Annotated in this window: 23 protein-coding genes; 12 read left to right on the forward strand and 11 right to left on the reverse strand. The window is 74.0% G+C overall.

Annotation, left to right across the window (positions count from 1 at the left end; genetic code table 11):
• Window positions 1-18: 18 nt before the first annotated feature.
• Window positions 19-864, reverse strand: coding sequence for a DUF4245 domain-containing protein (locus tag ND486_RS20175; RefSeq protein ID WP_251785786.1), 846 nt, complete (start codon window positions 862-864; stop codon window positions 19-21).
• 217 nt (window positions 865-1,081) lie between these two features.
• On the opposite strand from ND486_RS20175, the gene glpX reads away from it, so the two are divergent.
• The 4 genes from glpX (at window position 1,082) to ND486_RS20195 (ending at window position 6,526) form a co-directional block, all read left to right on the forward strand.
• On the forward strand, window positions 1,082-2,068 hold the full coding sequence (gene glpX / locus ND486_RS20180; RefSeq protein ID WP_251785949.1) for a class II fructose-bisphosphatase: 987 nt from the start codon (window positions 1,082-1,084) through the stop codon (window positions 2,066-2,068).
• A gap of 54 nt (window positions 2,069-2,122) precedes the next feature.
• Complete coding sequence (locus tag ND486_RS20185; protein WP_251785788.1) at window positions 2,123-3,523, forward strand: class II fumarate hydratase; 1,401 nt, start codon at window positions 2,123-2,125, stop codon at window positions 3,521-3,523.
• Between the two features lie 138 nt (window positions 3,524-3,661).
• The gene (locus ND486_RS20190) at window positions 3,662-4,951 is read left to right on the forward strand and encodes an EAL domain-containing protein (RefSeq protein WP_251785789.1); all 1,290 of its coding nucleotides are present in this window, start codon (window positions 3,662-3,664) and stop codon (window positions 4,949-4,951) included.
• Window positions 4,952-4,996: 45 nt separating this feature from the next.
• A complete protein-coding gene (locus tag ND486_RS20195; RefSeq protein ID WP_251785791.1) occupies window positions 4,997-6,526 on the forward strand; it encodes an ATP-dependent DNA ligase in 1,530 nt (509 codons plus the stop codon).
• On the opposite strand, the gene ND486_RS20200 is transcribed toward ND486_RS20195, so the two are convergent.
• Entirely contained in the window at window positions 6,457-7,233 is a 777-nt protein-coding gene (locus ND486_RS20200) for a UTRA domain-containing protein (protein WP_251785793.1), read from the reverse strand. The two genes, ND486_RS20195 and ND486_RS20200, sit on opposite strands and share 70 nt — an antisense overlap.
• A 92-nt stretch (window positions 7,234-7,325) precedes the next feature.
• Here ND486_RS20200 and ND486_RS20205 point away from each other — a divergent pair, with 92 nt between their 5' ends.
• Window positions 7,326-8,771 carry a GuaB1 family IMP dehydrogenase-related protein gene (locus ND486_RS20205; RefSeq protein WP_208818826.1) on the forward strand — a complete coding sequence of 482 codons (1,446 nt, stop codon included), beginning with the start codon at window positions 7,326-7,328 and terminating at the stop codon, window positions 8,769-8,771.
• 43 nt (window positions 8,772-8,814) lie between these two features.
• A complete protein-coding gene (locus ND486_RS20210) occupies window positions 8,815-9,639 on the forward strand; it encodes a class II aldolase/adducin family protein (RefSeq protein ID WP_251785795.1) in 825 nt (274 codons plus the stop codon).
• A gap of 48 nt (window positions 9,640-9,687) precedes the next feature.
• Here ND486_RS20210 and ND486_RS20215 read toward each other — a convergent pair whose 3' ends face one another.
• On the reverse strand, window positions 9,688-10,968 hold the full coding sequence (locus ND486_RS20215; protein ID WP_062400360.1) for a PhoH family protein: 1,281 nt from the start codon (window positions 10,966-10,968) through the stop codon (window positions 9,688-9,690).
• Window positions 10,969-11,422: 454 nt separating this feature from the next.
• Window positions 11,423-12,676: a DUF885 domain-containing protein gene (locus ND486_RS20220; protein WP_251785798.1), complete on the reverse strand. Its 1,254-nt coding sequence runs from the start codon at window positions 12,674-12,676 to the stop codon at window positions 11,423-11,425.
• Between the two features lie 310 nt (window positions 12,677-12,986).
• On the opposite strand from ND486_RS20220, the gene ND486_RS20225 reads away from it, so the two are divergent.
• Both ND486_RS20225 and ND486_RS20230 read left to right on the forward strand, forming a co-directional pair.
• Entirely contained in the window at window positions 12,987-13,376 is a 390-nt protein-coding gene (locus ND486_RS20225) for a hypothetical protein (RefSeq protein WP_083474542.1), read from the forward strand.
• A 959-nt stretch (window positions 13,377-14,335) separates the two neighbouring features.
• Window positions 14,336-14,767 (forward strand): hypothetical protein, encoded by a 432-nt coding sequence (locus tag ND486_RS20230; RefSeq protein ID WP_062400354.1) that lies wholly within the window; start codon window positions 14,336-14,338, stop codon window positions 14,765-14,767.
• A gap of 134 nt (window positions 14,768-14,901) precedes the next feature.
• On the opposite strand, the gene ND486_RS20235 is transcribed toward ND486_RS20230, so the two are convergent.
• Window positions 14,902-15,672: an isoprenyl transferase gene (locus tag ND486_RS20235; protein WP_208818822.1), complete on the reverse strand. Its 771-nt coding sequence runs from the start codon at window positions 15,670-15,672 to the stop codon at window positions 14,902-14,904.
• An 80-nt stretch (window positions 15,673-15,752) separates the two neighbouring features.
• On the opposite strand from ND486_RS20235, the gene ND486_RS20240 reads away from it, so the two are divergent.
• A complete protein-coding gene (locus ND486_RS20240; protein ID WP_208818821.1) occupies window positions 15,753-16,415 on the forward strand; it encodes a hemolysin III family protein in 663 nt (220 codons plus the stop codon).
• Between the two features lie 25 nt (window positions 16,416-16,440).
• Here the strand turns inward: ND486_RS20240 and ND486_RS20245 are convergent, their stop codons facing one another.
• Both ND486_RS20245 and mca read right to left on the reverse strand, forming a co-directional pair.
• Window positions 16,441-16,752, reverse strand: coding sequence for a hypothetical protein (locus ND486_RS20245; protein WP_251785800.1), 312 nt, complete (start codon window positions 16,750-16,752; stop codon window positions 16,441-16,443).
• A gap of 92 nt (window positions 16,753-16,844) precedes the next feature.
• A complete protein-coding gene (gene mca / locus ND486_RS20250) occupies window positions 16,845-17,795 on the reverse strand; it encodes a mycothiol conjugate amidase Mca (RefSeq protein WP_373324079.1) in 951 nt (316 codons plus the stop codon).
• Window positions 17,796-18,268: 473 nt separating this feature from the next.
• Between mca and greA the strand changes: the two genes are divergently transcribed.
• Window positions 18,269-18,757 carry a transcription elongation factor GreA gene (greA, locus tag ND486_RS20255; protein ID WP_174525543.1) on the forward strand — a complete coding sequence of 163 codons (489 nt, stop codon included), beginning with the start codon at window positions 18,269-18,271 and terminating at the stop codon, window positions 18,755-18,757.
• Window positions 18,758-18,840: 83 nt separating this feature from the next.
• Here the strand turns inward: greA and ilvA are convergent, their stop codons facing one another.
• Window positions 18,841-20,064 carry a threonine ammonia-lyase gene (ilvA, locus tag ND486_RS20260; RefSeq protein WP_251785802.1) on the reverse strand — a complete coding sequence of 408 codons (1,224 nt, stop codon included), beginning with the start codon at window positions 20,062-20,064 and terminating at the stop codon, window positions 18,841-18,843.
• Between the two features lie 91 nt (window positions 20,065-20,155).
• Here ilvA and ND486_RS20265 point away from each other — a divergent pair, with 91 nt between their 5' ends.
• A complete protein-coding gene (locus ND486_RS20265; protein ID WP_073577681.1) occupies window positions 20,156-20,383 on the forward strand; it encodes a hypothetical protein in 228 nt (75 codons plus the stop codon).
• 14 nt (window positions 20,384-20,397) lie between these two features.
• On the opposite strand, the gene ND486_RS20270 is transcribed toward ND486_RS20265, so the two are convergent.
• From ND486_RS20270 to ND486_RS20280, 3 genes are read right to left on the reverse strand one after another with little or no spacing between them, the layout of a single operon-like run.
• A complete protein-coding gene (locus ND486_RS20270) occupies window positions 20,398-21,543 on the reverse strand; it encodes a cystathionine gamma-synthase (RefSeq protein ID WP_251785810.1) in 1,146 nt (381 codons plus the stop codon).
• Between the two features lie 38 nt (window positions 21,544-21,581).
• Window positions 21,582-22,952 carry a cystathionine beta-synthase gene (locus tag ND486_RS20275; RefSeq protein WP_251785811.1) on the reverse strand — a complete coding sequence of 457 codons (1,371 nt, stop codon included), beginning with the start codon at window positions 22,950-22,952 and terminating at the stop codon, window positions 21,582-21,584.
• A gap of 19 nt (window positions 22,953-22,971) precedes the next feature.
• Window positions 22,972-23,433, reverse strand: coding sequence for a pyridoxamine 5'-phosphate oxidase family protein (locus tag ND486_RS20280; RefSeq protein WP_208818818.1), 462 nt, complete (start codon window positions 23,431-23,433; stop codon window positions 22,972-22,974).
• 112 nt (window positions 23,434-23,545) lie between these two features.
• Here ND486_RS20280 and ND486_RS20285 point away from each other — a divergent pair, with 112 nt between their 5' ends.
• Window positions 23,546-24,766: an acetyl-CoA C-acetyltransferase gene (locus ND486_RS20285; RefSeq protein ID WP_208818817.1), complete on the forward strand. Its 1,221-nt coding sequence runs from the start codon at window positions 23,546-23,548 to the stop codon at window positions 24,764-24,766.
• Window positions 24,767-24,784 lie beyond the last annotated feature (18 nt).

Genomic DNA, 24,784 nt, shown 5'->3' on the forward strand with positions numbered 1-24,784 from the left:
CCGGGTCACCGGCACGGATCAGGATCCTGCGGGCGCGACCGGGGGCGCCGCCACGAGGGCCTCGGCGAGGGTGCGGAACTGCGCGTCCGACGCGGAGCCCGTCACCAGGACGCGGACCTCCGGCCGTCCGGGCAGCGTCGCGATCCGGAAGGGCTCGCCGCCCTCGGCGCCGTAGACCTCCCAGGTCAGGCCGCCCGCCTGCACGGTGCCGCGCATCGTCGGCGGGCCGTCGCCGCGTCCCGCGGAACCGGACTCGGTGGCGAGGACACCCTCGACCGAGCCGTCGGTCTGGACCAGGCTCAGGAAGTCCGCGTCGGGGGTGACGAAGCCGATGCGCACGGCGGTGCCGCCGCCCTCCACCGGGCCGCGGTCGGTGGAGTTGACCCGGAACGGGACGTCCGGCAACCGCAGCGGGAAGGCCGAGCCACGGGCGTACTCGGCGATCCGGGCCGGGGCGTCGACGGTGGGGGCCGACGCGGCGTCCTCGGCCGGGGCGCCGGGCGAGAACGAGCAGGACCCGCCGACCGAGAAGATCAGCAGGGCGACCGGGACGAGGATCAGGCAGGCCCAGATCAGGTCGCGCACCGACGTGTCGCCACGGCCGGGCTTGTGCATCGCCTGCGGACCCGCCTCGGGGATCCGGCGGGTCACCGGCGGCGGCTGCGGCCTCCCGGACCGGGCCGCACCCTCGGGCGCGGCGGCCGGGTCCGCAGCCGGAACCGGGTCCGGGCCGGTGCCACCGGCCGTGGCCCGTTCGGCGGCCCCGGCGGTACCGGAGGTGTCGGCCGGGTCCGGGACAGCCGGGGGCCCGGCGGGCTCCGAGGAGTCCGGCGACGGCATTCCCGGGTCAGGTCGTGCGCTCACGTGTCCATCGTCCCAGGCATGGCGTCGGTCGCTCATCGCTGCTCCCCCGACGCCGGGCGTGCGAGGATCGCCGGGCGCCTCCCCGTACGCCCGTGGGAACCCGGACGAGGGGACGTCGCCGACGAGCACGCCGCCCGTGAATGGAGACGTATCCGTGAGCCAGCCCGCCAGTCCCGCCACCCCCCGCCGTCGTGAGGCGCCCGACCGCAACCTGGCGATGGAGCTGGTCCGGGTCACCGAGGCCGCCGCGATGGCCGCGGGCCGCTGGGTCGGCAAGGGCGACAAGAACGGCGGGGACGGTGCCGCCGTCGACGCCATGCGCCAGCTCATCTCCTCGGTGTCGATGCGCGGCGTCGTCGTCATCGGCGAGGGCGAGAAGGACGAGGCCCCGATGCTGTTCAACGGCGAGGAGGTCGGGAACGGCGAGGGCCCGTTCTGCGACGTCGCCGTCGACCCCATCGACGGCACCACGCTGATGGCCAAGGGCATGCCCAACGCCCTCGCGGTGCTCGCCGTCGCCGAGCGGGACGCCATGTTCGACCCGTCCGCCGTCTTCTACATGGAGAAGATCGCGGTCGGGCCGGAGGCCGCGGACGCCATCGACATCACCGCACCGGTCGCGGAGAACATCCGCCGGGTCGCGCGGGCCAAGGAGATCGACGTCGCCGACGTCACCGTCTGCGTGCTCGACCGCCCCCGCCACGAGCAGATCGTCACCGAGATCCGCGCGGCCGGTGCCCGCATCGCCTTCATCTCCGACGGCGACGTCGCCGGTGCCATCGCCGCCGCGCGTCCCAGCTCGGGCGTGGACATGCTCTACGGCGTCGGCGGCACCCCGGAGGGGATCATCACCGCGGCCGCGCTGAAGTGCATGGGCGGCGAGATCCAGGGCCGGCTGTGGCCCAAGGACGACGCCGAGCGCGAGAAGGCCCTCGCCGCGGGCCACGACCTCGACAAGGTCCTGACCACCGCCGAGCTCGTGCGCGGCGAGAACGTCTTCTTCTGCGCCACCGGCATCACCGACGGCCCCCTGCTGCGCGGCGTCCACTACCGGGGTGGCGGGGCGACCACCCAGTCGATCGTGATGCGGTCCAAGTCCGGCACCGTCCGGCTGATCGACGGCTACCACCGTCTCACCAAGCTGCGCGAGTTCTCCTCCGTCGACTTCGACGGCGTCGAGGGCGAGGCCCCGCCGCTGCCGTGAGGTTAGGCTCACTTAACACTGCGGGACGGGTCGCGGAGGAGTAGACCTCAGCCCATGAGCGAGGACTTCCGCATCGAGCACGACACCATGGGCGAGGTCCGGGTCCCCGCCGACGCGCTGTGGCGGGCCCAGACCCAGCGCGCGGTGGAGAACTTCCCGATCTCCGGCCGCGGCCTGGAGCGCGCCCAGATCCGCGCACTCGGCCTGGTCAAGGCGGCCGCGGCCCGGGTGAACGGCGAGCTGGGCGTCCTGGACGACGACCGGGCCCGCGCGATCGCCGCGGCCGCCGACGAGGTGGCCGCGGGCGGGCACGACGACCACTTCCCGGTCGACGTCTTCCAGACGGGCTCGGGCACGTCGTCGAACATGAACGCCAACGAGGTGATCGCTTCGCTGGCCGCCCGGGCCGGCACCGACGTGCACCCGAACGACCACGTCAACGCCTCGCAGTCGTCGAACGACGTCTTCCCGACGACCATCCACCTCGCCGCCACCGAGGCGCTGGCGACCGAGGTGGTCCCGGCGCTGCAGCACCTCGAGGCCGCGCTGCGCCGCCGTGCGGCGGACTGGTCGGAGGTCGTGAAGGCCGGCCGCACCCACCTCATGGACGCCGTCCCGATCACCCTCGGCCAGGAGGCCGGCGGCTGGGCCAGCCAGGCCGGCTACGGCGCCGACCGCGTCCGCGACGCGCTCCCCCGCCTCGCCGTCCTGCCGATCGGCGGGACCGCGGTCGGCACCGGGCTGAACGCCCCGGACGGGTTCGGCGCCGCCGTGGTCGCGAAGCTGCGCGAGGCGACCGGCCTGGAGCAGCTCACCGAGGCCACCGACCACATCGAGGCCCAGGGCTCCCGGGACGGCCTGGTCGAGGCCTCCGGCGCGCTGCGCACCGTCGCCGTGTCGCTCTACAAGATCGCCAACGATCTGCGCTGGCTGTCGTCCGGGCCGCGCACCGGGCTGGCCGAGATCCACCTGCCGGACCTGCAGCCGGGCAGCTCGATCATGCCGGGCAAGGTCAACCCGGTGATCTGCGAGGCCACGATGATGGTCTGCGCGCAGGTCATGGGCAACGACGCGACGGTGGGGTTCTCCGGCAGCCAGGGCAACCTGGAGCTGAACGTGATGATGCCGGTGATGGCGCGCAACGTCCTGGAGTCCGCCCGGCTGATCGCGAACGCCGCCCGGCTGCTCGCCGACAAGGTCGTCGACGGCATGGAGGCCGACCTCGAGCGCACCCGCGAGTACGCCGAGTCCTCGCCGTCGATCGTCACCCCGCTGAACTCGAGGATCGGCTACGAGGAGGCGGCGGCCGTCGCGAAGCAGGCACTGAAGGAGCGGAAGACGATCCGCGAGGTCGTGATCGAGCGCGGGCACGTGGCGAACGGGACGCTCACCGAGGACGAGCTGGACCGTGCCCTGGACGTGCTGGCGATGACCCGCGGCGAGAAGCGCTCCTGATCCCGGCTGCGCCCGGTCACCGGCCGGGCGCACCGGGTCAGTCCATCCGCTGTTCACCTCCGCGTCCCCGTTCGGTCCACATCGACGTGACACCGTGTGTGCGTCAGTCGATCACCGTCACCCGAACGGACCCCTCCGATGCCCGACCAGCGCTTCGCGTACGTCCCTGTGCACGATCTGCGCTCCGGTCGCTGCACCGGGGTCGAGGTCGTGCCGCGCCTGCACCACGACACGGTGGCCGTCGCGGCCCGCGACCGCGGCTGGGACGCCCGCCGGATCGCCGAGCTCGACGCGGGCACCGCGGTCTCCGCGGTCGCGTCCGCCCGGTCCTGGGGTGCCGCCGTCCCGGTGCAGGTCGACGTCGCCGCGGACACCGTCCTCCACGCCCGCGGCCGGCTGCGCGGCATGCTCGGCGACGCCACCGACCCGGTCGCCCCGCTGCTGGAGGTGGGACCGCCGATCGCCGCCGCGGCGCCGGCCGAGCACCTCGTCCCGGCGCTGGCCGAGCTGCGGCGGTGGGGCTTCCGGATCGGTCTCGACGGGGCCGGGCGCGCGTTCGGTCCCGAGGTGGTGGCCGCCGTCCGGCCGGACGTGGTGAAGCTCGAGCCGGACCTCTGCGACGGGGTGCTCGACACGGGGACCGGCGCCGCCGTCCGCGCCGTGGTCGAGGTGTCCCGCGCGGTCGGGGCGCCGGTCGCCGCGACCGGGGTCCGCGACGCGGCCCGGCTGACGGGGCTGTTCGCGACCGGGATCGCGTTCGCCCAGGGCCCGTTGCTGGGTGGGACGCGCGCCGCGCCCGAGGCCGACCCGGCGACCCGCGCGGAGCTGCTCGGCCTGCTGAGCGCGATGCCACAGCCCGCCGCCGGCCGGACCGCCGCCGTCCGTCCCGTCCCGGGGCGTCCCGGGCCCGGCCACCCGGCGCCGGAGCGCGGCGGGACGCCGGAGCCGGCCGCCACCCCGGTGCCCGTCCCGGCCGGTCCCCCGGTGCGCGGGCTCGCCGTGCCGGCCGTGACCCTGCCCGACGACGCCGTCGGCGACACCGCACGCGAGGCGTTGCGCGCCCGTCCCGACTCGGCCGGGATCGTCCTGGTCGACCGGGCGCACCGGCCGGTCGGCTACCTCGACCGCAGCCGCGTCCTGCTCCAGCTGGCCGGCCGGTTCGGGCACGCGCTGTGGGCCGAGAAGCCGGCGGCCGAGCTGGCGGACCCGCCGCGGACCGTCGACGAGCGGACCCCGCTGCACCGCGCGATGGAGATCGGCCTGTCCGGCGACCCGGCCCGCGGCTACGACGACCTGGTCGTCGTCGCCCCGGACGGCACCTGCCGCGGGGTCGTCCCGGTCGCCGAGCTGTGGCGCCGAGCGATCCTGCCGCCCGCCGCGTCCGGCCCGCGCCCCGTCCCGGTACCGCAGGCCGCACGGACCGCCTGATCCGACGACGCGCGGACTGTCGGGGGTCGCTGCTTCACTGACCCGGTGCTGTTCACCGACGTCGTCACCACCTCGGCCGCGGTCGGGGCGACCCGCGCGCGCAAGGAGAAGACCGCCGCGCTCGCCGGGCTGCTGCGCACCGCCGCGCCGGCCGAGGTCGTGCCGGTCGTCGCCTGGCTGTCCGGGGTGCCCCGGCAGGGCCGGATCGGGACCGGCTGGCGGACGCTGTCGGGCGTCGACGTGCCGGCCGCGGCGGAGCCGTCGCTGACGGTGGAGCAGGTCGACGCACTGCTCGACGAGCTCTCCGGCACCGCGGGGACCGGCTCGGCGGCCCGGCGCCGCGAGCTGCTCACCGAGCTGTACGGCGCCGCGACCACCGAGGAGCAGCGCTTCCTGCACCGTCTGCTCACCGGCCAGCTGCGCCAGGGCGCCCTGGAGGGGCTGATGGTGGACGCCGTCGCCGCCGCCTCCGAGGTGGCCGCGCCCGCGGTGCGCCGCGCGTTCATGCTGTCCGGCCGGCTGCCGGAGACCGCGGCCACCGCGCTGACCGGCGGACAGGACGCGCTCGCCGCGGTCGGGCTGGAGGTGGGCAGGCCGGTCCGGCCGATGCTCGCCTCCCCCGGCGACTCGCTCGACGCCGCGCTGGCCGGGCTCGGCACCGACGTCACCGTCGAGCACAAGCTCGACGGCGCCCGCATCCAGGTGCACCGCCGCGGCGACCGGGTGCGGGTGTGGACGCGCACGCTGCGCGAGATCACCGCTCGCGTGCCCGAGCTGGTGGAGCTGGTGCGGGGGATGCCGTGCGACACCGCGGTGCTCGACGGCGAGACCCTCGCCCTCGACGACGACGGCCGCCCCCGCCCGTTCCAGGACACGATGAGCCGGTTCGGCACCGAGGAGCGGGTACCGGACGTCCTGCTGTCGCCGTTCTTCTTCGACCTGCTCCACCTCGACGGCCGTGACCTGGTCGACGAGCCCGCCGAGGTCCGGCTCGACGCGCTCGCCGGGCTGCTCGCCGCGGACACCCACGCCGCGCTGCGGATGCCGGGGGTGCGGCGGCCGTCGCCGGAGCAGGCGGCCGCGGTCCTGTCCGAGGCGCTGTCGGCGGGGCACGAGGGCGTCGTCGTGAAGGACCTGGCCGCGCCGTACGCGGCCGGGCGGCGCGGCAGGGCCTGGCAGAAGGTGAAGCCGGTGCACACCCTGGACCTGGTGGTGCTGGGCGCCGAGTGGGGCTACGGGCGGCGGACCGGGTCGCTGTCGAACATCCACCTCGGCGCCCGCGACCCGGACGGCGGGGAGCCGGTGATGGTCGGCAAGACGTTCAAGGGGATGACCGACGAGCTGCTGGCCTGGCAGACCGCGACCTTCCCGGAGTACGAGACGGCGCGCGAGCCGGGCGTGGTGCACCTGCGGCCCGAGCTCGTCGTCGAGATCGCGCTCGACGGCGCGCAGCGCAGCACCCGCTACCCGGGCGGGGTCGCGCTGCGCTTCGCCCGGGTGCTGCGCTACCGCCCGGACAAGACCCCGGCCGAGGCCGACTCGCTCGACGCGGTGCGGGCGCTGCTGTCGGGCTGAGCGGCCGCGGCGCCGTCGCGGGCCGCGGGCACCGACCCGGCCGGGTCGGCACGCAGCACGCTGACCGCGAGGACGCGGCCGTCGTCACCGGTCAGGGTCCGTTCGGCGCCCAGCAGCGGCGTGCCGGCGGCGACACCGAGCAGCGCCGCGGAGTCCGGGTCGGCCGGCACCGGCCCGGAGCGGGTGCCCGCCGACGCCGGGCGCAGCCCGGCCTCGCACAGCTGCCGGTCGAAGGGGCCGGTCCCGGGCACCGCGAGCAGCCGCGCCGCGGCCGTGGTCGTCACGTAGTGGGTCTCCAGCACCGCGCCGCCACCGGCCGTGGCCGAGACGCACTCGGTGCGCAGGCACGGTGCCCCGACCGGCACGCCGAGCCAGTCGGCGAGCACGTCGGGCGCGGCGATCCCGGTGCGTTCCAGCCAGCGCGGGAGCCGGGCACCCGTACCGGTGACCGCGGCCCGTCCGGGGTAGTGCGGCCGGGCGACGATCCGGTGCGCGGTCGGCCCGGGTCGCAGCAACCCCTCCTCGCGGAGCAGCCCCAGCGCTGCCCGGACGGCGGCGCGCGGCGCGCCGTGGCGCACCATCAGCTCGTCCTCACCGGGCAGCAGGTCCCCGGGGCGCCCGCGCCCGGCCACGGCGATGCGCAGCAGGTCCCGGAGCCGGCGTACGTCGGCAGCACGCACACGGGGGTTCGGCGACGGCACCGGCATGTACCCGACGGTAGGCATCCGTGGTTGCCCGACGGTTGTCGACACGTGACGGGCACGTGACGAGGCGGCCGGGGGCGTACAGTCCCGATACCGTGCGCTTCCTCGACGACCGCCGGCCCGAGCACGACCTCACCTACGACGACGTCTTCCTCGTCCCGCGCCGTTCCACGGTGACCTCCCGGTTCGACGTGGACCTCACCGCCCCGGACCGCTCCGGGGCCACGGTGCCGGTCGTCGCGGCAAACATGACCGCCGTCGCCGGCCGCCGGATGGCCGAGACCCTCGCCCGCCGCGGCGCGCTGACGGTGCTGCCGCAGGACGTGGCGACCGACGCCGTCGCCGGGATCGTGTCCTGGATCAAGTCCCGGCACCCGGTGTGGGACACCCCGCTGGTGCTGCGTACCTCCGACGCGGTGGCCGACGCGCTGAACCTGCTGCCCAAGCGGGCCCACGACGCCGTCGTGGTCGTCGACGACGGCGGCCGTCCGGTCGGGACCGTGTCCGAGGCGCACTGCGCGGGGGTGGACCGCTTCACCCGGCTCGCCGAAGTCCTCGATCCGGACCCGCTGGCGCTGCCGCTGGGCACCGAGCCGCGCGAGGTGTTCGAGCAGCTCGACGCCGGTCGGAAGGCGGTGGCGCTCGGCCTCGACGGCGACGGCCGCCTCGCGGGCCTGCTCACCCCGCTCGGCGCGATCCGGGCCGGGATCTACTCCCCCGCCCTCGACGGCGCGGGCCGGCTGCGCACCGCGGCCGCGATCGGTATCAACGGCGACGTCGCGGTGAAGGCGAAGGCCCTGCTCGACGCCGGTGTGGACGTGCTCGTCGTCGACACCGCGCACGGCCACCAGGAGAAGATGCTCGACGCGCTCGGCGCGGTCCGCCGTGTGGTCGACCAGGCCGGGGCCGCGGTCCCGGTCGCCGCCGGCAACGTGGTCACCGCCGAGGGCGTCGCCGACCTGGTCGACGCGGGCGCCGACATCGTCAAGGTCGGCGTCGGCCCCGGCGCCATGTGCACGACCCGGATGATGACCGGCGTCGGGCGCCCGCAGTTCTCCGCGGTCGCCGAGTGCGCCGCCGCGGCCCGCGAGCGCGGCGCCGTCGTCTGGGCCGACGGCGGGGTGCGCCACCCGCGCGACGTGGCCCTCGCCCTCGCCGCGGGCGCGGCCTCGGTGATGATCGGTTCCTGGCTGGCGGGCACCTACGAGTCCCCCGGCGACCTGCTGCGCGACGAGCACGGCCGCGCGTACAAGGAGTCGTTCGGGATGGCGTCCAAGCGCGCGGTCGGCGCCCGTACCCGCGGGGACAACGCGTTCGACCGGGCCCGCAAGTCGCTGTTCGAGGAGGGCATCTCGTCCTCGCGCCAGCGGCTGGACCCGGACCGGCCGGGCGTCGAGGACGTGCTCGACGAGATCTGCTCGGGCGTCCGCTCCGCGTGCACCTACGCCGGCGCGCGCTCGGTCGACGAGCTGCACGAGCGGTCCGTCGTCGGGGTGCAGACCACCGCGGGGTTCACCGAGGGCACCCCGCACGGCCTCTGACCCACCGCTTGACCCGGGGCGTGATCCGGCGCACGGTCGGGTCATGGCCGCCCCCACGCAGGACACCACCACCAGCAGCTCCGGTACCGCCGCTCTCGGCGGCGGTGGTACCGGCGGTCTGCCCACGCCACCGACGTTCGCCACCTCGGCCGAGGAGCGGCTGCACCGCAAGCAGCAGCTCGCCGGCGCGTTCCGGATCTTCGGCCGGTTCGGCTTCGGGGAGGGCGTCGCCGGGCACATCACCGTGCGCGACCCGGAGGACCCGGAGATGTTCTGGGTCAACCCGTTCGGCATGAGCTTCCGGCACATCCGGGTCTCGGACCTGATCATGGTCGACCACCACGGCACGGTCCGGCACGGGAACCGCCCGGTGAACCAGGCCGGGTTCGTCATCCACTCGGCCGTGCACGCCGAGCACCCGCACGTCGTCGCGGCCGCCCACGCCCACTCGGTGTACGGCAAAGCGTGGTCGTCGCTGGGCCGCCCGCTGGACCCCATCACCCAGGACGCCTGCGCCCTCTACGAGAACCACGGCGTCGTCCACGAGGGGGCGGGCGCGGTCGTGCTCGACCCGGAGGCGGGCCGGGCGCTGGCCCGCGGCCTGACCGGCCGGAAGATGGTGTTCCACCAGAACCACGGGATCTTCTCCGTCGGCGAGACCGTCGCCGAGGCCGCCTGGTGGTTCATCTCGACAGAGCGCAACTGCCAGGCGCAGCTGCTCGCCGAGGCCGCGGGGACGCCGACGCTCGTCGACCACGTCAACGCGCGGTTCACCGCCGAGCAGACCGGTACCCCCTACGCCGGCTGGTTCTCCTACCAGCCGCTGTGGGACGAGGTCGTCCGTACCGACCCGGACCTGTTCGACTGAGCACACGGCCCCCGTCCGCGGCTGCGGACGGGGGCCGGGCCCGGCACCTCAGGAGTTCGGTCCCTCCAGCATCTCCGTGACCAGCGCGGCGATCGGCGAACGCTCGCTGCGGGTCAGCGTGACGTGCGCGAACAGCGGGTGGCCCTTGAGCTTCTCGATGACGGCGTTGACACCGTCGTGCCGCCCGACGCGCAGGTTGTCCCGCTGCGCGACATCGTGGGTGAGCACGACGCGCGACGCCGTCCCGAGCCGGGACAGCACGGTGAGGAGCACGTTGCGCTCCAGCGACTGCGCCTCGTCGACGATCACGAAGGTGTCGTGCAGCGACCGGCCGCGGATGTGGGTCAGCGGCAGGACCTCCAGCAGCCCGCGGGCGATGACCTCGTCGATGACGTCCTGGCTGACCATCGCGCCCAGGGTGTCGAAGACGGCCTGCGCCCAGGGCTGCATCTTCTCGACCTCGCTGCCGGGCAGGTAGCCGAGGTCCTGCCCGCCGACGGCGTAGAGCGGCCGGAAGACGACGATCTTGCGGTGCTGGCGTCGTTCCAGCACCGCCTCCAGGCCGGCGCACAGCGCGAGCGCCGACTTGCCCGTCCCGGCGCGGCCGCCGAGGGAGACGATCCCGACCTCGTTGTCCAGCAGGAGGTCCAGTGCGATCCGCTGCTCGGCGGAACGGCCGTGCAGCCCGAACGCCTCCCGGTCCCCGCGCACCAGCTTGACCCGCTTGTCCGCGGTGACCCGCCCGAGCGCGTTCGACGCCCCCACGAGCCGCAACCCCGTGTTGCAGGGCAGGTCGCGGGCCTCGTCGTGGTCGATGACGCCGTCGCGGAACAACGCGTCGACGTCCTCGGGGGTCACCTCCAGGTCGGTCATGCCGGTCCAGCCCGAGAACAGCACGTCCTGGCCGTGGTACTCGTCGGCGTCCAGACCGACCGCGGCGGCCTTGACCCGCAACGGCATGTCCTTGGTGACCAGCGTGACGTCCGCCGGCGCTGCCGGGTCCGCCTTGAGGTTCAGCGCACAGGCCAGGATCCGCGAGTCGTTCGAGTCGGTGCGGAACCCGGCCGGCAGGACCGTGGGGTCGGAGTGGTTCAGCTCGACGTGCAACGTGCCGCCGGACTCGCCGATCGGCACGGGGGCGTCGAGACGGCCGTGCTTGACGCGCAGCTCGTCGAGCTGGCGCAGCGCGGTCCGGGCGAACCAGCCCAGCTCGGGGTGGTGACGCTTGGCCTCCAGCTCACTGATGACGACGAGCGGCAGGACGACCTGGTGCTCGTCGAAGCGCTGCAGCGACCAGGGGTCGGACAGCAGCACGGACGTGTCGAGCACATAGCAGCGGGTGGTACCTGCCGGTGCGTCCCCGACGGACCCCTGGGGTGCGGAGGTCGGGTCGGTGAGGGCGGGACGACGATCGGTCACGGGTGCTCCCTCGCAGGCGCGGCACCGCGCCTGCTCTGCGTCGGGCCGGCCGGCCCCGGTGCGGGCCGCGACGACGCGGAGGGACCATGGCGGTCCTCCGGCCGGCACGCCCGCAAGGGCCGGGTGCCGGCCCTCTCGGGTGCGTGTGACACCACTCCAGGGCCTCCCGAACGGGCCGCATCGGGTACAGCCCGTCGTCGTGGACGCTACTAGTGGTCACCCTCGTGCGGTCAATAGCAACTCTCCGTCGGATCCCTACGTTGACCCCTGATGGAACAGTCGTAACGTGCCGTTCATCGTGTGATCGGTACCGTCCGACGTCGGATCGGGTAGCGACACCTCGTTCGGTGGCGAGCCGTTCGGCTCAGCCGAGGTGCGGCGGACGGAGTACTCCGACCGCGGCGGCGGCCGGTCCACCGCGTTCCGGACCGTGCGCGGCGCCACCGTCGGTGACCAGATCCGACGGCAGGACCGGGGTGTCGAGCAGCGTCGCCAGCGCGGCGGCGGGGCCCTCCGGGGCGCTGGCGAGCCGGGCGCGCACGAGCGGGCCGCCCTCGGCGTAGGTGACCGGGTAGGTGCGCCACTGGGGATGGTCGAGGAACTCGAGCATGCGCCGCGCCCGGTCGTCGTCGACCAGCAGCCAGCGTGCGAGGTGGGCGAGCACCGCGTCGGGGCCGGCGCCGTCGACGTGACGCATGAGGGCGGCGTCGAGCCGGACCCGGCCCAGCAGGTCCAGCTCCTGTTCGATCCGCTCGGCCGCCGGGCCGTCGAGGCGCACGCCCGCGCCCGCGAGGACGCGTTCGGCGACCGCGCCCCAGCCGGGGCCGGGCACCACGGCGACGGCGGCCTCCGCCGCCCCCTCCGCGACCAGCCCCTGCGGGCTGTGGACCAGCCGCAGTGCCAGCTCCGGGTACCGCGCCGACGCGACCTCGGCCCGGCAGTACTGCAGGTGGTGACCGGGATAGACCTCGTGGGCGAGCAGCGGCAGCAGCGAGCCGGCCCGCACCCGACCGGCCGTCGCGACCGAGATCCGGCTGCGCAGGCCGCCGCGGTAGCGGGTGAACGCCGTCCAGGGCCGGGCGCCGACGAGGTCGACGTCGGCGTGCTCGCCGTCCGGGAGCCCCAGCGTGTCGTGGGTGCGGCGGCGCAGCTCCGCGACGACGGCGGTGACCGCAGCGGCCAGCCGTTCCGCCGGGACGACGTCGGCGGCCCGGTGGTCCCGCATCCGGGCCGCCAGCGGACCGCGGCCGGGCAGCACCGCCGCCAGCCTGCGGTGCGCCTCGTGCAGCTCGTCCGGCTCGCTGCGGCGCGGGAGCACTCCGAACAGGTCGCGGACCTGCTCGACGTAACCGACGTCCTCACCGGCGAGCAGCCGGGCCCGGCAGCGCAGCGCGACCAGGAGCGCGTCCAGGTACCGGCGACGACCGTCCGGGAGTCCCGCCGCCGCGACCTGCGCACGCAGCCGCCCGGCGGTGACTGCCAGCGCCGCCGGGTCCCCGACCGGCTCCGCGGCCACCCGCCGGGCGATCGACGGGTACGGCGGCGGCCCGTCCAGCACACCCGGCCGCAGCCGGTCCACCCGCGACGCGAGCTCCGCCGTCGCGTGCAGCAGGTCCATCCCCGGAGCGTAGGCGGGCCCGGAGCGGAACGACGGCGAGGGCCGCCGGTGACGCGTCCGTTCGGACGTACCCGGCCACGCAGAGTGCACGATTCGGGTCGGCGACGGCTCGGTCGCACGGGACCGGAACAACCTATTTGGGGAGTATCGGAACCGTCAGTGAAAGTGTACCTCGATAGGGTCACGAGATTTGTTTCGCAGGAATAACAGCGGTAGCTTTTCTCGCAGTCGGTACGGGCTCCCCCTCGTCAGCGTGCCGGCACGCGTGAGACCGGCTTCGGGCGGACTCGAGACTCAACAGGAGAAAACTGTGCTGAAGAAGGCTGGAATCGTGGTTGCGGCCTCCGCCGCGTCCCTGCTCGCCCTGTCCCCGCTCGCCTTCGCCGGCGACAAGGACGGCGACCACGGCCACAAGGGCGGCCACCACCACGGTGCCGAGAACGTCATCGACAAGGACGCCAAGGGCCTCATCGCCGGCCTGAACGGCAACAACGTCAACGTGCCGATCCAGGCCTGCAACAACAACGTCCCGGTCAACGTGCTGGGCGTGCAGGTCCCGGTCGAGGACGCCTCCGCCCTCAACGGCGTCACCGGCGCCCTGGGCATCCTGGGCAAGGCCCAGGCCAAGTCGGGCGACTCGGTCACCGACCAGTCGGACAACTGCGGCCAGGAGGCCGGCGCCGGCGACTCGATCGGCTGATCTCCTCGCAGATCTGAGAATGCCCCGGAGCTTCTGCTCCGGGGCATTCTTGCGTTCCGGTCCGTGCCCACTCCCGGGTGACCGGGATTCCGCCGGGTCACCCTTTTCCGGACCTCCGGGGACGTGTTCACCCCGTCGGGTCGACGCCGCCCGGCACTGCTCCGATCCCTCCACTGCGTGACCACGCTCCGTATACGGAGCCCGTCGCCCCGCACATCCGGACGCCCTCGCTCCCCGGCCGCCCTGCTACCCGGCGACACCCCGCGCCCGGTGGCCCTCGCGGCCGACCACCCTCGTGCTGACCGCCGCGGCCCCGGCCCGTCCGCGACACGTCCGGCGCACTCGGCCTCGAGCGAGACGCCGGCCCCCGGACGCCGTCATGATCACCGGTTGTGGAGCGGAACGTCCGCGTCGCGGACACCCGACCCCGCCACCGGTGATCGTCCGAGCCCCCACCGCCCGGGCCGGGAGCCGAACCGGGTCGCCCGCACCGGTTCGGCACCTGCGGCGCCCCGGGCCCGTCCGCCGACCGTCGCCCCGCCCCGGCGCGGCCCCCTCCGGGGCCCACCCGGCTCGACCGTCCCGGCCGGCGCGGACCCCGCCGGGGCCCCGGCCGCCGGGTGGTGTCCACCCGCGCGGCCCGCACGCCCGGATCCCGGGTGCCGTCGGCACCGGCCGCACTCCTCCCCCGGACGGCTCCCACCGCACTGCCCCGTCCGCCGCAGTGCCGACACGCCCGCACGCCACGCCGACCGCGCTGCGATTGCGGCGACGAATCCCCAGGTACACGAATGATTCGCCGACTCCGCCGAAGAATTACGCAGGGTCAGATTGTCGAGCGCGAAAGCGTCCGTTAGATTGACACGCAGTCGATGCGGGCTCCCCGGTTCGAGCGTCGACAGGTACTGAGAGTCGCGCACCTTGGTCGGGCGCGCTCTCCGACTAACAGGAGACGGACTGTGCTGAAGAAGGCTGGAATCGTTGCCGCGGCCGGCGCCGCGTCGCTCGTCGCGCTGAGCCCGCTCGCGTTCGCGGGTGAGCACGGTGGCGACACCCACATCAAGGACAGCGGTAACACCAAGTCCCACGAGAGCTACTTCAGCGGCAACAAGGCCAAGGCCTCGACCGTCGAGGACTCCGAGGGCGTCGCGCAGAAGAACAGCGCCGGCCTGGTGAACCTGTCCAACAACAACATCAACGTCTCGCCGCAGGCCTGCGGGACCGCCCTCAACGGCAACAGCCTGGTCCAGGGTGCCCTGGGCGGCCTGTTCAGCGAGGCGTACAACAAGTCGGGCGTCAAGTCGGACAACAGCGTCGACTGCACCAACGCCGCCGACAACGGCGACAAGGTCGACATCGACGGTGGCAAGCACCACGGCGGTGGCAAGTAAGACCTCGCGTCACCGACGCGCGGAAGGCCCCGGGAGTCCGCTCCCGGGGTCTTTCCCGTTTCCGGGGATCGTGATCCCCGTTTCCGGGACATCCATAACGAGCAAGTCGACCGGAGGTTACGGTCGATCTGAATTCATCCGCCGAAACGTCGGTGCCGTGCGCCGAAGTCGCGCAGTGCCCGCAGGAAATCGACGCGGCGGAACTCGGGCCAGTAGGCCTCACAGAACCAGAACTCCGAATGGGCCGACTGCCACAGCAGGAACCCCGACAGTCGTTGCTCACCGCTGGTCCGGATGACGAGGTCCGGGTCAGGCTGTCCGGAGGTGTAGAGGTGCTCCGCGATGTGGTCGACGTCGAGCGACTCCGCGAGCTCCTCGATCGTCCGTCCCGCCTCCGCCTGGGTCAGCAGCATCTTGCGGACGGCGTCGGCGATCTCCTGGCGGCCGCCGTAGCCGACGGCGACGTTCAGCTGGATGCCCCCGCGGTCGCTGGTACGGGCGACCGCCGCGGTCAGCCGGTCGGCCAGGCTGCTCGGCAGCAACTCCATCGCGCCGACGACCCGCAGCCGCCACGGGGTGTCCGGGCCGGAGAGGTCGTCGACGACCCCGGCGATGATCTCCAGGAGGTCCTTGAGCTCCTCCGGGGACCGGGTGTCCAGGTTGTCGGTGGACAGCAGGAACACCGTGACGACCTCGACGCCGGCCTCGGAGCACCAGCCGAGCATCTCGGCGATCTTCGCCGCGCCGGCACGGTGCCCCTCCGCGGGGTCGGCCAGACCCGCCTCCCGCGCCCAGCGGCGGTTGCCGTCGAGGATGAGCGCCACGTGCCTGGGCTGCTCGGCCCCCGCGATCTGACGCAGGATCCTGCGCTCGTACACCGTGTAGAGCAGGTCTCGGAGGGCCACGTACAGGGAGCCTAGTCCCGGGTGTGGCGTTCGTCCGCCGGACGGGACCCCCGCCGTCGCGACCCGTAACGTCGGGGTGCGTGAGCATCGCCCCGTCCGCCCCGCTCAAGCCCCGTCTGCGGGGCTGGCTGCACCTGTGGAGCCTCGTCGGTTCCGTCTTCGCGTGCGCCGCGCTCATCAGTGTCGCGGGGGCGCTCGTCGGGGCCTCCGCGGCCGCGGCCACGGCCGTCTACACGCTGACCACGTTCGGCCTGTTCGGGATCAGCGCGCTGTACCACCGGCACACCTGGGTCGACCCGGCCCGGCGACGGCTGATGAAGCGCCTCGACCACTCGATGATCTTCCTGTTCATCGCGGGCACCTACACGCCGGTCTCGGTGCTGGCGCTCCCCGCGGCGACCGCCACCTGGGTGCTCGCCGTCGTCTGGGGCGGGGCGCTCGCCGGGGTCGCGCTCAAGCTCGCCTGGCCGACCGCGCCGGCCTGGGTCGGGGTGCCGATCTACGTCGCGCTCGGCTGGGTCGCGGTGTTCGTGCTGCCCGGGCTGCTGGCCGGCGGTGGCGTGGCCGCGCTCGTGCTGCTGCTCGCGGGCGGGGCCCTCTACACCGTCGGCGCGGTCATGTACGCGCTACGACGGCCCGACCCGTGGCCCGCGACATTCGGCTACCACGAGTTCTTCCACGCCGCGACGGTGCTGGCCTGGGCCTGCCACCACGTCGCGATCTGGCTGGTCCTGCTGCGCTGACCCGGCGCCTGCGCGGGTCGGCGGCTCAGGAGCGGGCCGGTCCCGGCTCACCGCGGTCGGTCGCGGTCCCGGATGCGGTGCCGGCCGGGTCGGATCCGCCCGCCGCGGTGTCCTCGCCGTCGAAGGTCTCCGGGAGGCGGGTGATCCGCTTGCTCATGTTGCGGATGAGGAAGACCGTCGCGAGGAGCAGGAGCAGCACGATCGCCAGGCCGGCGGGGGCCGCGTTGCCGAACTCGGGCAGCTGCCCGGGGGGCGGGGGCCGGTCCTGCATCGGGACGAGCAGCCCCGTCACGACCTGGTTCACCACAGCCGTCACGTTCTCGACCTGCACCGCCACGCGCCTCCGTACTCCGGTTCCCGGATCACCGGCACCACCCCGCAGCTGCGGGAGGGGCCGGTGACCAGGCTACCCGCGGAGCCCGCGCGCCCTCATCCGGCGCGACGGCGCTCCCCGCCGACCTCGACGGGGATGCCGGCGAACAGGTCGTCCTCCGGGACCTCGGTGTCGACCAGGGACTGGACCAGCTCGTAGTCCTCGGTGGGCCACACCCGGGCCTGCACCTCGAGCGGGGTGAAGAAGAACCTGCTGTCCGGGTCGATCTGGGTGGCGTGTGCGCGCAGCGCGTCGTCGCGCCGGCCGAACCAGTCCGAGCACGGGACCTTGGTGGTCACCCGGGTGCCGGGGTCGGGCCGGTCGCTCTTCCAGTTCTCCAGCCACTCCGCGTACGGCGACTCCTGGCCGGACTCGACGATCGCGTTGTGGAAGGCCTCCAGCCGGGCCTTGGAGAAGCCGTGGCCGTAGTAGAGCTTCATCGGCTGCCACGGAGCCCCCGCCTCCGGGAAGCGTGCCGGGTCGCCCGCGGCCTCCCAGGCCGCCATCGAGATGACGTGGGTGCGGATGTGGTCCGGGTGCGGGTAACCGCCGTTCTCGTCGTAGGTGACGATCACGTGCGGGCGGAACTCGCGGATGACCTTCACCAGGGCCGCGGTCTGCTCCTCGACGTCACCCAGGGCGAAGCAGCCCTCGGGCAGCGGGGGCTTCGGGTCGCCCTCGGGCAGGCCGGAGTCGACGAAGCCCAGCCAGACGTGCTGCACGCCGAGGATCTCGGCGGCGCGCGCCATCTCGGCGTTGCGGACCGCGGTCATGTTCTCCAGGACGTCCGGCCGGTCCATCGCGGGGTTCAGGATGCTGCCCCGCTCACCGCCGGTGCAGGTCACGACCATGACCTCGTGACCCTCGTCGACGTACCGGGCGGTGGTCGCCGCGCCCTTCGACGACTCGTCGTCGGGGTGGGCGTGCACCGTCATCAACCGGGGACGCTCGCCGGGCGCCGGCGGCTGGACCGGGCGCGGGGCGGACGGGGTGTACTGCGTAGCCATCGGGGCGGGTTCCTCCACGGTCACCGGACTCGGGTCCCGCGCCGGTGGTCTGCCGGCGGCGGGCGGCGAGGTCGTGCTCAGGGACGATCCTGGCAGAGGGGACCGACAGGAACCGCGCCGAGCACGGGCTCCGGCATCGGCAACGCCGTCACCCGCACCATCTGTTCCCGCCGGGGCGCCCGTCTGCGACGGACGGTTGACGCCGACGCGGCCGGGGCGGCTGTGCGGCCGTCGACAACCCCGTTACCTGCGAATATTCCTCGGCAGGGAACTATCCGGTACACGCGCCCGTTCACCGAAAGGCTGCGATGAGCGGCACGCTCCGTGGTAAGGTGAGCCCCACACGACCCGCAGGCGGGTCGTGTTTTTCCTTACTCGGGGCGTGCCGCTCGGAGCCGCCACCCCCGTGTGCCCGCCGGGCGCCAGGCGTCCCGGCGGCGACACGTCCTGTTTTCCTGGAGGAGTTGATGACGGTGACGGACACCCAGGCCACCTGGCTGACCCAGGACGCCTACGACCGGCTGAAGGCCGAGCTGGACGGGTTGATCGAGAACCGGCCCGTCATCGCCGCGGAGATCAACGCCCGCCGCGAGGAGGGCGACCTGAAGGAGAACGGCGGCTACCACGCGGCGCGCGAGGAGCAGGGCCAGCAGGAGGCCCGGATCCGTCAGCTGCAGGAGCTGCTGCGCACCGCCCAGGTCGGCACCGCGCCGTCCAGCTCCGACGAGGCCTCCCCCGGTACCGTCCTCGAGATCCGCTACGAGGACGACGACGAGACCGAGAAGGTCCTGCTCGGCTCCCGCGAGGAGGGCAGCCACGGCGACCTGCAGGTCATCTCCCCGAACTCCCCGCTCGGCGCGGCCCTGCTCGGCGCGAAGCCGGGTGACACCCGCGAGTACCAGCTGCCCGACGGCGGAACCATGAAGGTGACGCTGGTGTCGGTGGAGGCCTTCACCGGCTGACCCACGACCACCCGCGGAACGGGCCCGGCCGGTCGGCCGGGCCCGTTCGCGTGTCGGGGCCGGTCGGGCCGGGCCGGGGCGGGTCAGGGCGTGGCGACGGCGTGCCCGGCCTCGCGCAGGTCGGCGACGATGGCGTCGCGGTGCTCGGGCCCCCGCGTCTCCACGCTGAGCTCGACGTCGACCTCCCCCACCGCGAGCGCGCCGCTGATCCGCGAGTGCGCGACGTCGGTGACGTTGGCCCCGAGCCGACCGACCCGGGCCAGGAGCTCGGCGAGCGCGCCGGGGCGGTCGGGCATCCTCAGGTGCAGCGTGAGGTAGCGGGACGAGGCGACCAGCCCGTGCCGGATGACCTGCAGCAGCACGAGCGGGTCGACGTTGCCGCCGGACAGCACGCACACGACCGGCCCCGGCCAGCGGTCGGGCTGCTCCATCAGTGCGGCGACGGACGCGGCGCCGGCCGGCTCGACGAGCATCTTCGCCCGCTCCAGGCAGTGCAGCAGCGCCGCGGACAATGCGTCCTCCGACACCGTGACCATCTCGTCGATCAGACTGCTGACCTGGGCGAACGTGACGTCGCCCGGGCGTCCGACGGCGATCCCGTCGGCCATCGTGCGCATCCCGCCGACCGGCATCGGCTCGCCGGCCGCCAGCGACGACGGCCAGGCCGCGGCACCCGCGGCCTGCACCCCGACGATCCGGACGTCCGGGCGGGCGGCGCGCAGGACCGCGGCGGTCCCGCCGAGCAGCCCACCGCCGCCCGCGGAGATCAGCACGGTGCCGGCGTCGGGGACCTGGTCGAGGATCTCGCAGCCGACGGTGCCCTGGCCGGCGATGATGTCGGGGTGGTCGAAGGGGTGCACGAACACCGCACCCGACCGTTCGGCGGCCGCGGTGGCGGCCGTGACGGCCTCGTCGACGGTGCGGCCGGTGAGCACGACCTCGGCGCCGTAGCCGCGGGTCGCGTCGACCTTGGGCAGGGCCGCCCGCTCGGGCATGTACACGGTGGCGCGCACGCCCAGCAGCCGTGCGGCGAGCGCGACGCCCTGGGCGTGGTTGCCCGCCGACGCCGCGACGACGCCGCCTGCACGTTCGTCGTCGGAGAGGCGGGCGATGCGGGTGTAGGCACCGCGGATCTTGAACGAGCCCGTGCGCTGCAGGTTCTCGCACTTCAGAACGACCCGGGAGCCGGTCAGGTCGGACAGGGCGCGGGCCCCGGCGACGGGCGTGGTGCGCACGACGCCGGCGAGCAGTTCGCGGGCGGAGAGCACGTCGTCGGCGGTGACCGGGGGGATGACGGGGGCGGCCATCCCGGCAGTCTCGCACCGCCCCGGGTAACCTCGCCGGTGTCTCACCGGGCGTGACGTCTCCTGCGCGCCCGGTGTCGGGAGGGACTCGCGAATGACGCGTCTGCGCACGACGGCACCGCTGCTGCTGGCCGCCGGACTGGCCGCGCTCGCGGTGGCGACCGTGCACGACGCGGGCTGCGCCGACCCGGGCCGCTACGAGGCCCGCGGCGACGGCACGTGGTCGCTGGTCGGCGGCTGCGTGGACCCGGGTGACCTGGTCATCCCGCCGCCGCCGGTGGTCCAGCCCCCCGCGCCGTCGCCGGAGCAGTCGCGCAGCTGAGCCCGCCGGCGGCGCTACCGGACCGCGTCGAGCGCGGCCCGCAGGTCGTCGAGCAGGTCGTCGGCGTCCTCGATGCCGACCGACAGCCGGACCAGCGAGTCCGGCACCTCGAGCATCGACCCCGCGGTCGAGGCGTGGGTCATCTCGCCCGGGTGCTCGATCAGCGACTCGACCCCGCCGAGGGACTCGGCGAGGGTGAACAGCCGGGTGCCCGCACAGATCCGCAGCGCCGCGTCGCGCCCGCCCGCGGCGAGGAACGACACCATCCCGCCGAACCGGCGCATCTGCTTGGCCGCGACCTCGTGGCCGGGGTGCCCGGGCAGGCCCGGGTAGAGCACCGAGGCCACCGCGGGGTGCGCGGAGAGCATCTCGGCGACGCGCTCGGCGTTGTCGCAGTGGCGCTCCATGCGCACCGCGAGGGTCTTCGCGCCGCGCAGGGTCAGCCACGCGTCGAACGGGCCGGGCACCGAACCGGTGGAGTTCTGGACGAAGGCGATCTGCTCGGACAGGGCGTCGTCGTCGGTGACCAGTGCACCGCCGACGACGTCGGAGTGGCCGCCGACGTACTTGGTCGTGGAGTGCACGACGACGTCGGCGCCCAGCGCCAGCGGCGTCTGCAGGTAGGGCGAGGCGAAGGTGTTGTCGACGACGAGCCGCGCGCCCGCGGAGTGCGCCACCCCGGCCAGCGCCGCGATGTCGGCGATGCCGAGCAGCGGGTTGGTCGGGGTCTCGCACCACACGACCCTGGTCGTGGGCCGCAGCGCCGCGCGCAGGGCGTCGTGGTCGGCGAGGTCGACCGGGGTGTGCTCGACACCGAACCCGGACAGCACCTTGTCCACCAGCCGGAACGTGCCGCCGTAGGCGTCGTGCGGGATGACCAGGTGGTCGCCGGGCTTGAGCAGGATCCGCAGCAGCGTGTCCGTCGCCCCCATCCCGGAGCCGAACGCGTGCGCGTGCCGGCCGCCCTCCAGGGCGGCGAGCTGGTCCTGCAGCACGGTCCGGGTCGGGTTGGCGCTGCGGGAGTACTCGTACCCCCCGCGGGTCCCGCCGACGCCGTCCTGGGCGTAGGTCGAGCTGGTGTGGATCGACGTCGTGACCGCGCCGGTCGTCGGGTCCGGGACCTGGCCGGCGTGGATCGCGCGTGTGGAGAAGCCCTGCATGGACGCCGAGGCTACTCCCGGCGTCCGTGCGGGCCGGGTCAGGCGTTGCCGCCGAGGAAGGCGATCACGTCGGACCGGGTGACGACGCCCGCGGGCTTGCCGTCCTCCAGCACCAGCGCGGCGTCGGCCTTGGCGAAGGCCTCCATCGCGTCCTGCACCGACTCGCCGGCGCCGAGGGTCGGCAGCGGCTCGGACATGTGGTCCTCGAGCCGGTCCGAGAGCTTGGCCCGCCCGGTGAACAGCGCGTCGAGCAGGTCGCGCTCGCTGACCGACCCGGCGACCTCGGCCGCCATGACCGGCGGCTCCGCCTTGACCACCGGCATCTGGGAGACACCGAACTCGCGCAGGTAGAGCGCGGCGTCGGCGACGGTCTCGTTGGGATGGGCGTGCACCAGCGCGGGCAGCGCGCCGTCCTTGCGCCGCAGCACGTCGCCGATGGTCGCGCCCTGCGACGGCGGGAGGAAGCCGTAGCTGGCCATCCAGCGGTCGTTGAAGACCTTGCCGAGGTAGCCGCGGCCACCGTCGGGCAGCAGCACGACGACGACCGCGTCCGCGGGCAGCGTCGCGGCCACCCGCAGGGCGGCGACGGTCGCCATCCCGCAGGAACCGCCGACGAGCAGCGCCTCCTCGCGGGCGAGACGGCGGGTCATCTCGAAGGAGTCGGCGTCGGAGACGGCGACGATCTCGTCGCAGATGTCGCGGTCGTAGGTGGTCGGCCAGAAGTCCTCGCCGACGCCCTCGACCAGGTAGGGGCGCCCGGTGCCGCCGGAGTAGACCGAGCCCTCCGGGTCCGCGCCGATGATCCGCACGGCGCCGTTCGACTGCTCCTTGAGGTACCGCCCGATGCCCGAGATGGTGCCGCCGGTGCCGATCCCCGCCACGAAGTGGGTGATCCGGCCCTCGGTCTGCTCCCAGATCTCCGGGCCGGTCGAGTGGTAGTGCGACTCGGGGTTGGCCGGGTTCGCGTACTGGTTGGGCTTCCAGGCGCCCTCGATCTCGCGGACCAGCCGGTCGGAGGTCTGGTAGTAGGAGTCGGGGTGCTCGGGGTCGACCGCCGTCGGGCACACCACGACCTCGGCGCCGTAGGCCTTGAGGACGTTGCGCTTGTCCTCCCCGACCTTGTCCGGGCACACGAAGACGCAGTGGTAGCCCTTGCGCTGGGCGACCATCGCCAGCCCGACCCCGGTGTTGCCCGAGGTCGGCTCGACGATCGTGCCGCCCGGGCGCAGCTCACCGGAGGCCTCGGCGGCCTCGACCATCCGCAGGGCGATGCGGTCCTTCACCGATCCACCGGGGTTCAGGTACTCGACCTTGGCCAGGACCGGCGGGGCGATGCCCTGGGCCGTCGCTCCCAGCCGGACGAGGGGCGTGTTCCCGACCAGGTCGACGACGTGCTCGACGTAGCGCATGCACGCATCCTCGCACCGCTCACTCGCGCGCGACCTCCTGCATCCCGCCACCGGGGGTCCACCAGCGGACCACGAGACGGTTCCGCTCGTCGTTGAGCCCGGTCCAGACGACCTCGGTGAGATCGACGCGGAACGCGTCCCCGGTGACCGGCCCGGACAGCGGGCCCTGCAGCACCGCCCGGCCCGACACCTTCAGGTCGCCGTCCCCGAGGTCCCCGCCGGACTGGTCGGCCGGCGCGGCGTGCAGCGCGAACCGCGGGTCCCGCCGCAGGTCGGAACCCTTCCGGGCGCCCGGCATCGATCCGAAGGAGAGCTCGGTGTCACCACCGGCGTCGTCCAGCACCACCTCGATCCCGGAGACGCGCGGTGCCCCGTCGGCGCGCAGCGTCGCGATCACGAGCGCGATCCCCCGCCGCAGGATCCGCTCGGACAGGTCGGCGAACGCGGGCTCGGCCCGCCGGAAGTCTCCCCACGACGTCATGGACCAGAGCATGCCGCGGGCCCCTGACGGTTTCGTCACGCCGTCTCCCGATCATCGGTTACCGACGAGTAGGGTCTGATCGAGAGGTACCTGCGATGGAGGAGGACGTCCCATGCCCGAAGCCGTGATCGTCGCCGCGGCCCGGTCCCCGATCGGCCGCGCCAACAAGGGCTCCCTGGCCGGGATGCGCCCGGACGACCTGACCGTGCAGATGGTCCGCGCCGCCCTGGGCCAGGTCCCGCAGCTGGACCCGGCCGAGATCGACGACCTGATGCTCGGCTGCGGCCTGCCCGGTGGGGAGCAGGGCAACAACCTGGCCCGGATCGTCGCGATCCAGCTCGGCCACGACTCGCTGCCCGGCACCACCATCACCCGGTACTGCTCGTCGTCGCTGCAGACGACCCGGATGGCGCTGCACGCGATCAAGGCCGGCGAGGGCGACGTGTTCGTCTCCGCCGGCGTCGAGACCGTCTCCCGCTTCTCCCGCGGCACGTCGGACTCCTGGCCGGACACGCACAACCCGCTGTTCGCCGACGCCGAGGCCCGCACCGCCGAGACCGCGGAGAAGGGCGCCGAGAGCTGGACCGACCCGCGCGACCAGAGCCTCCTGCCGGACGCCTACATCTCCATGGGGCAGACCGCGGAGAACCTGGCGCGGTACAAGGACGTGTCCCGCGAGGACATGGACCGCTTCGCGGTGCAGTCGCAGAACCGTGCGGAGAAGGCCATCGCCGACGGCTTCTTCGCGCGCGAGATCACCCCGGTGACGCTGCCCGACGGCACGGTCGTCGACACCGACGACGGCCCCCGCCCCGGCACCACCTACGACAAGATCTCGCAGCTCAAGCCGGTCTTCCGCCCGGACGGCCGGATCACCGCCGGCAACGCGTGCCCGCTCAACGACGGCGCCGCCGCCCTGGTGATCATGTCCGACACGAAGGCCGAGCAGCTCGGCGTCACGCCGCTGGCCCGGGTCGTCTCGACCGGTGTCACCGGGCTGTCGCCGGAGATCATGGGCTACGGCCCGGTCGAGGCCTCCCAGCAGGCGCTGCGCCGCGCCGGGCTCACCATCGACGACATCGACCTGGTCGAGATCAACGAGGCCTTCGCCGCGCAGGTGCTGCCCAGCGCCCGCGACCTGGGTATCGACGAGGCCAAGCTGAACGTGCACGGCGGCGCGATCGCGCTGGGCCACCCGTTCGGCATGACCGGCGCCCGCATCACGACGACCCTGATGAACGGCCTGCGCAGCACCGGCGGCCGCTACGGGCTCGAGACGATGTGCGTCGGCGGCGGCCAGGGCATGGCGCTGGTGATCGAGAACCTCGCCTGACCCCACGGCGTCCCACGA

The sequence above is a fragment of the Pseudonocardia sp. DR1-2 genome (assembly GCF_023717215.1).
In the GTDB taxonomy this organism is placed as follows: Bacteria; Actinomycetota; Actinomycetes; order Mycobacteriales; family Pseudonocardiaceae; genus Pseudonocardia; species Pseudonocardia alni.

What these genes read in the sequence shown, in the direction of transcription:
- ND486_RS20220 (WP_251785798.1), bottom strand. Translation starts at nt 12,676, where the DNA reads ATGGACCTGCTGCACGCGACGGCGGAGCTCGCGTCGCGGGTGGACCGG.
- ND486_RS20265 (WP_073577681.1), top strand. Translation starts at nt 20,156, where the DNA reads ATGACGCGTCTGCGCACGACGGCACCGCTGCTGCTGGCCGCCGGACTG.
- ND486_RS20275 (WP_251785811.1), bottom strand. Translation starts at nt 22,952, where the DNA reads ATGCGCTACGTCGAGCACGTCGTCGACCTGGTCGGGAACACGCCCCTC.
- glpX (WP_251785949.1), top strand. Translation starts at nt 1,082, where the DNA reads ATGGAGCTGGTCCGGGTCACCGAGGCCGCCGCGATGGCCGCGGGCCGC.
- ND486_RS20210 (WP_251785795.1), top strand. Translation starts at nt 8,815, where the DNA reads ATGGCCGCCCCCACGCAGGACACCACCACCAGCAGCTCCGGTACCGCC.
- ND486_RS20285 (WP_208818817.1), top strand. Translation starts at nt 23,546, where the DNA reads ATGCCCGAAGCCGTGATCGTCGCCGCGGCCCGGTCCCCGATCGGCCGC.
- ND486_RS20185 (WP_251785788.1), top strand. Translation starts at nt 2,123, where the DNA reads ATGAGCGAGGACTTCCGCATCGAGCACGACACCATGGGCGAGGTCCGG.
- ilvA (WP_251785802.1), bottom strand. Translation starts at nt 20,064, where the DNA reads ATGGCCGCCCCCGTCATCCCCCCGGTCACCGCCGACGACGTGCTCTCC.
- mca (WP_373324079.1), bottom strand. Translation starts at nt 17,795, where the DNA reads ATGGCTACGCAGTACACCCCGTCCGCCCCGCGCCCGGTCCAGCCGCCG.
- ND486_RS20280 (WP_208818818.1), bottom strand. Translation starts at nt 23,433, where the DNA reads ATGACGTCGTGGGGAGACTTCCGGCGGGCCGAGCCCGCGTTCGCCGAC.
- ND486_RS20190 (WP_251785789.1), top strand. Translation starts at nt 3,662, where the DNA reads ATGCCCGACCAGCGCTTCGCGTACGTCCCTGTGCACGATCTGCGCTCC.
- ND486_RS20270 (WP_251785810.1), bottom strand. Translation starts at nt 21,543, where the DNA reads ATGCAGGGCTTCTCCACACGCGCGATCCACGCCGGCCAGGTCCCGGAC.
- ND486_RS20200 (WP_251785793.1), bottom strand. Translation starts at nt 7,233, where the DNA reads ATGCCGGTGCCGTCGCCGAACCCCCGTGTGCGTGCTGCCGACGTACGC.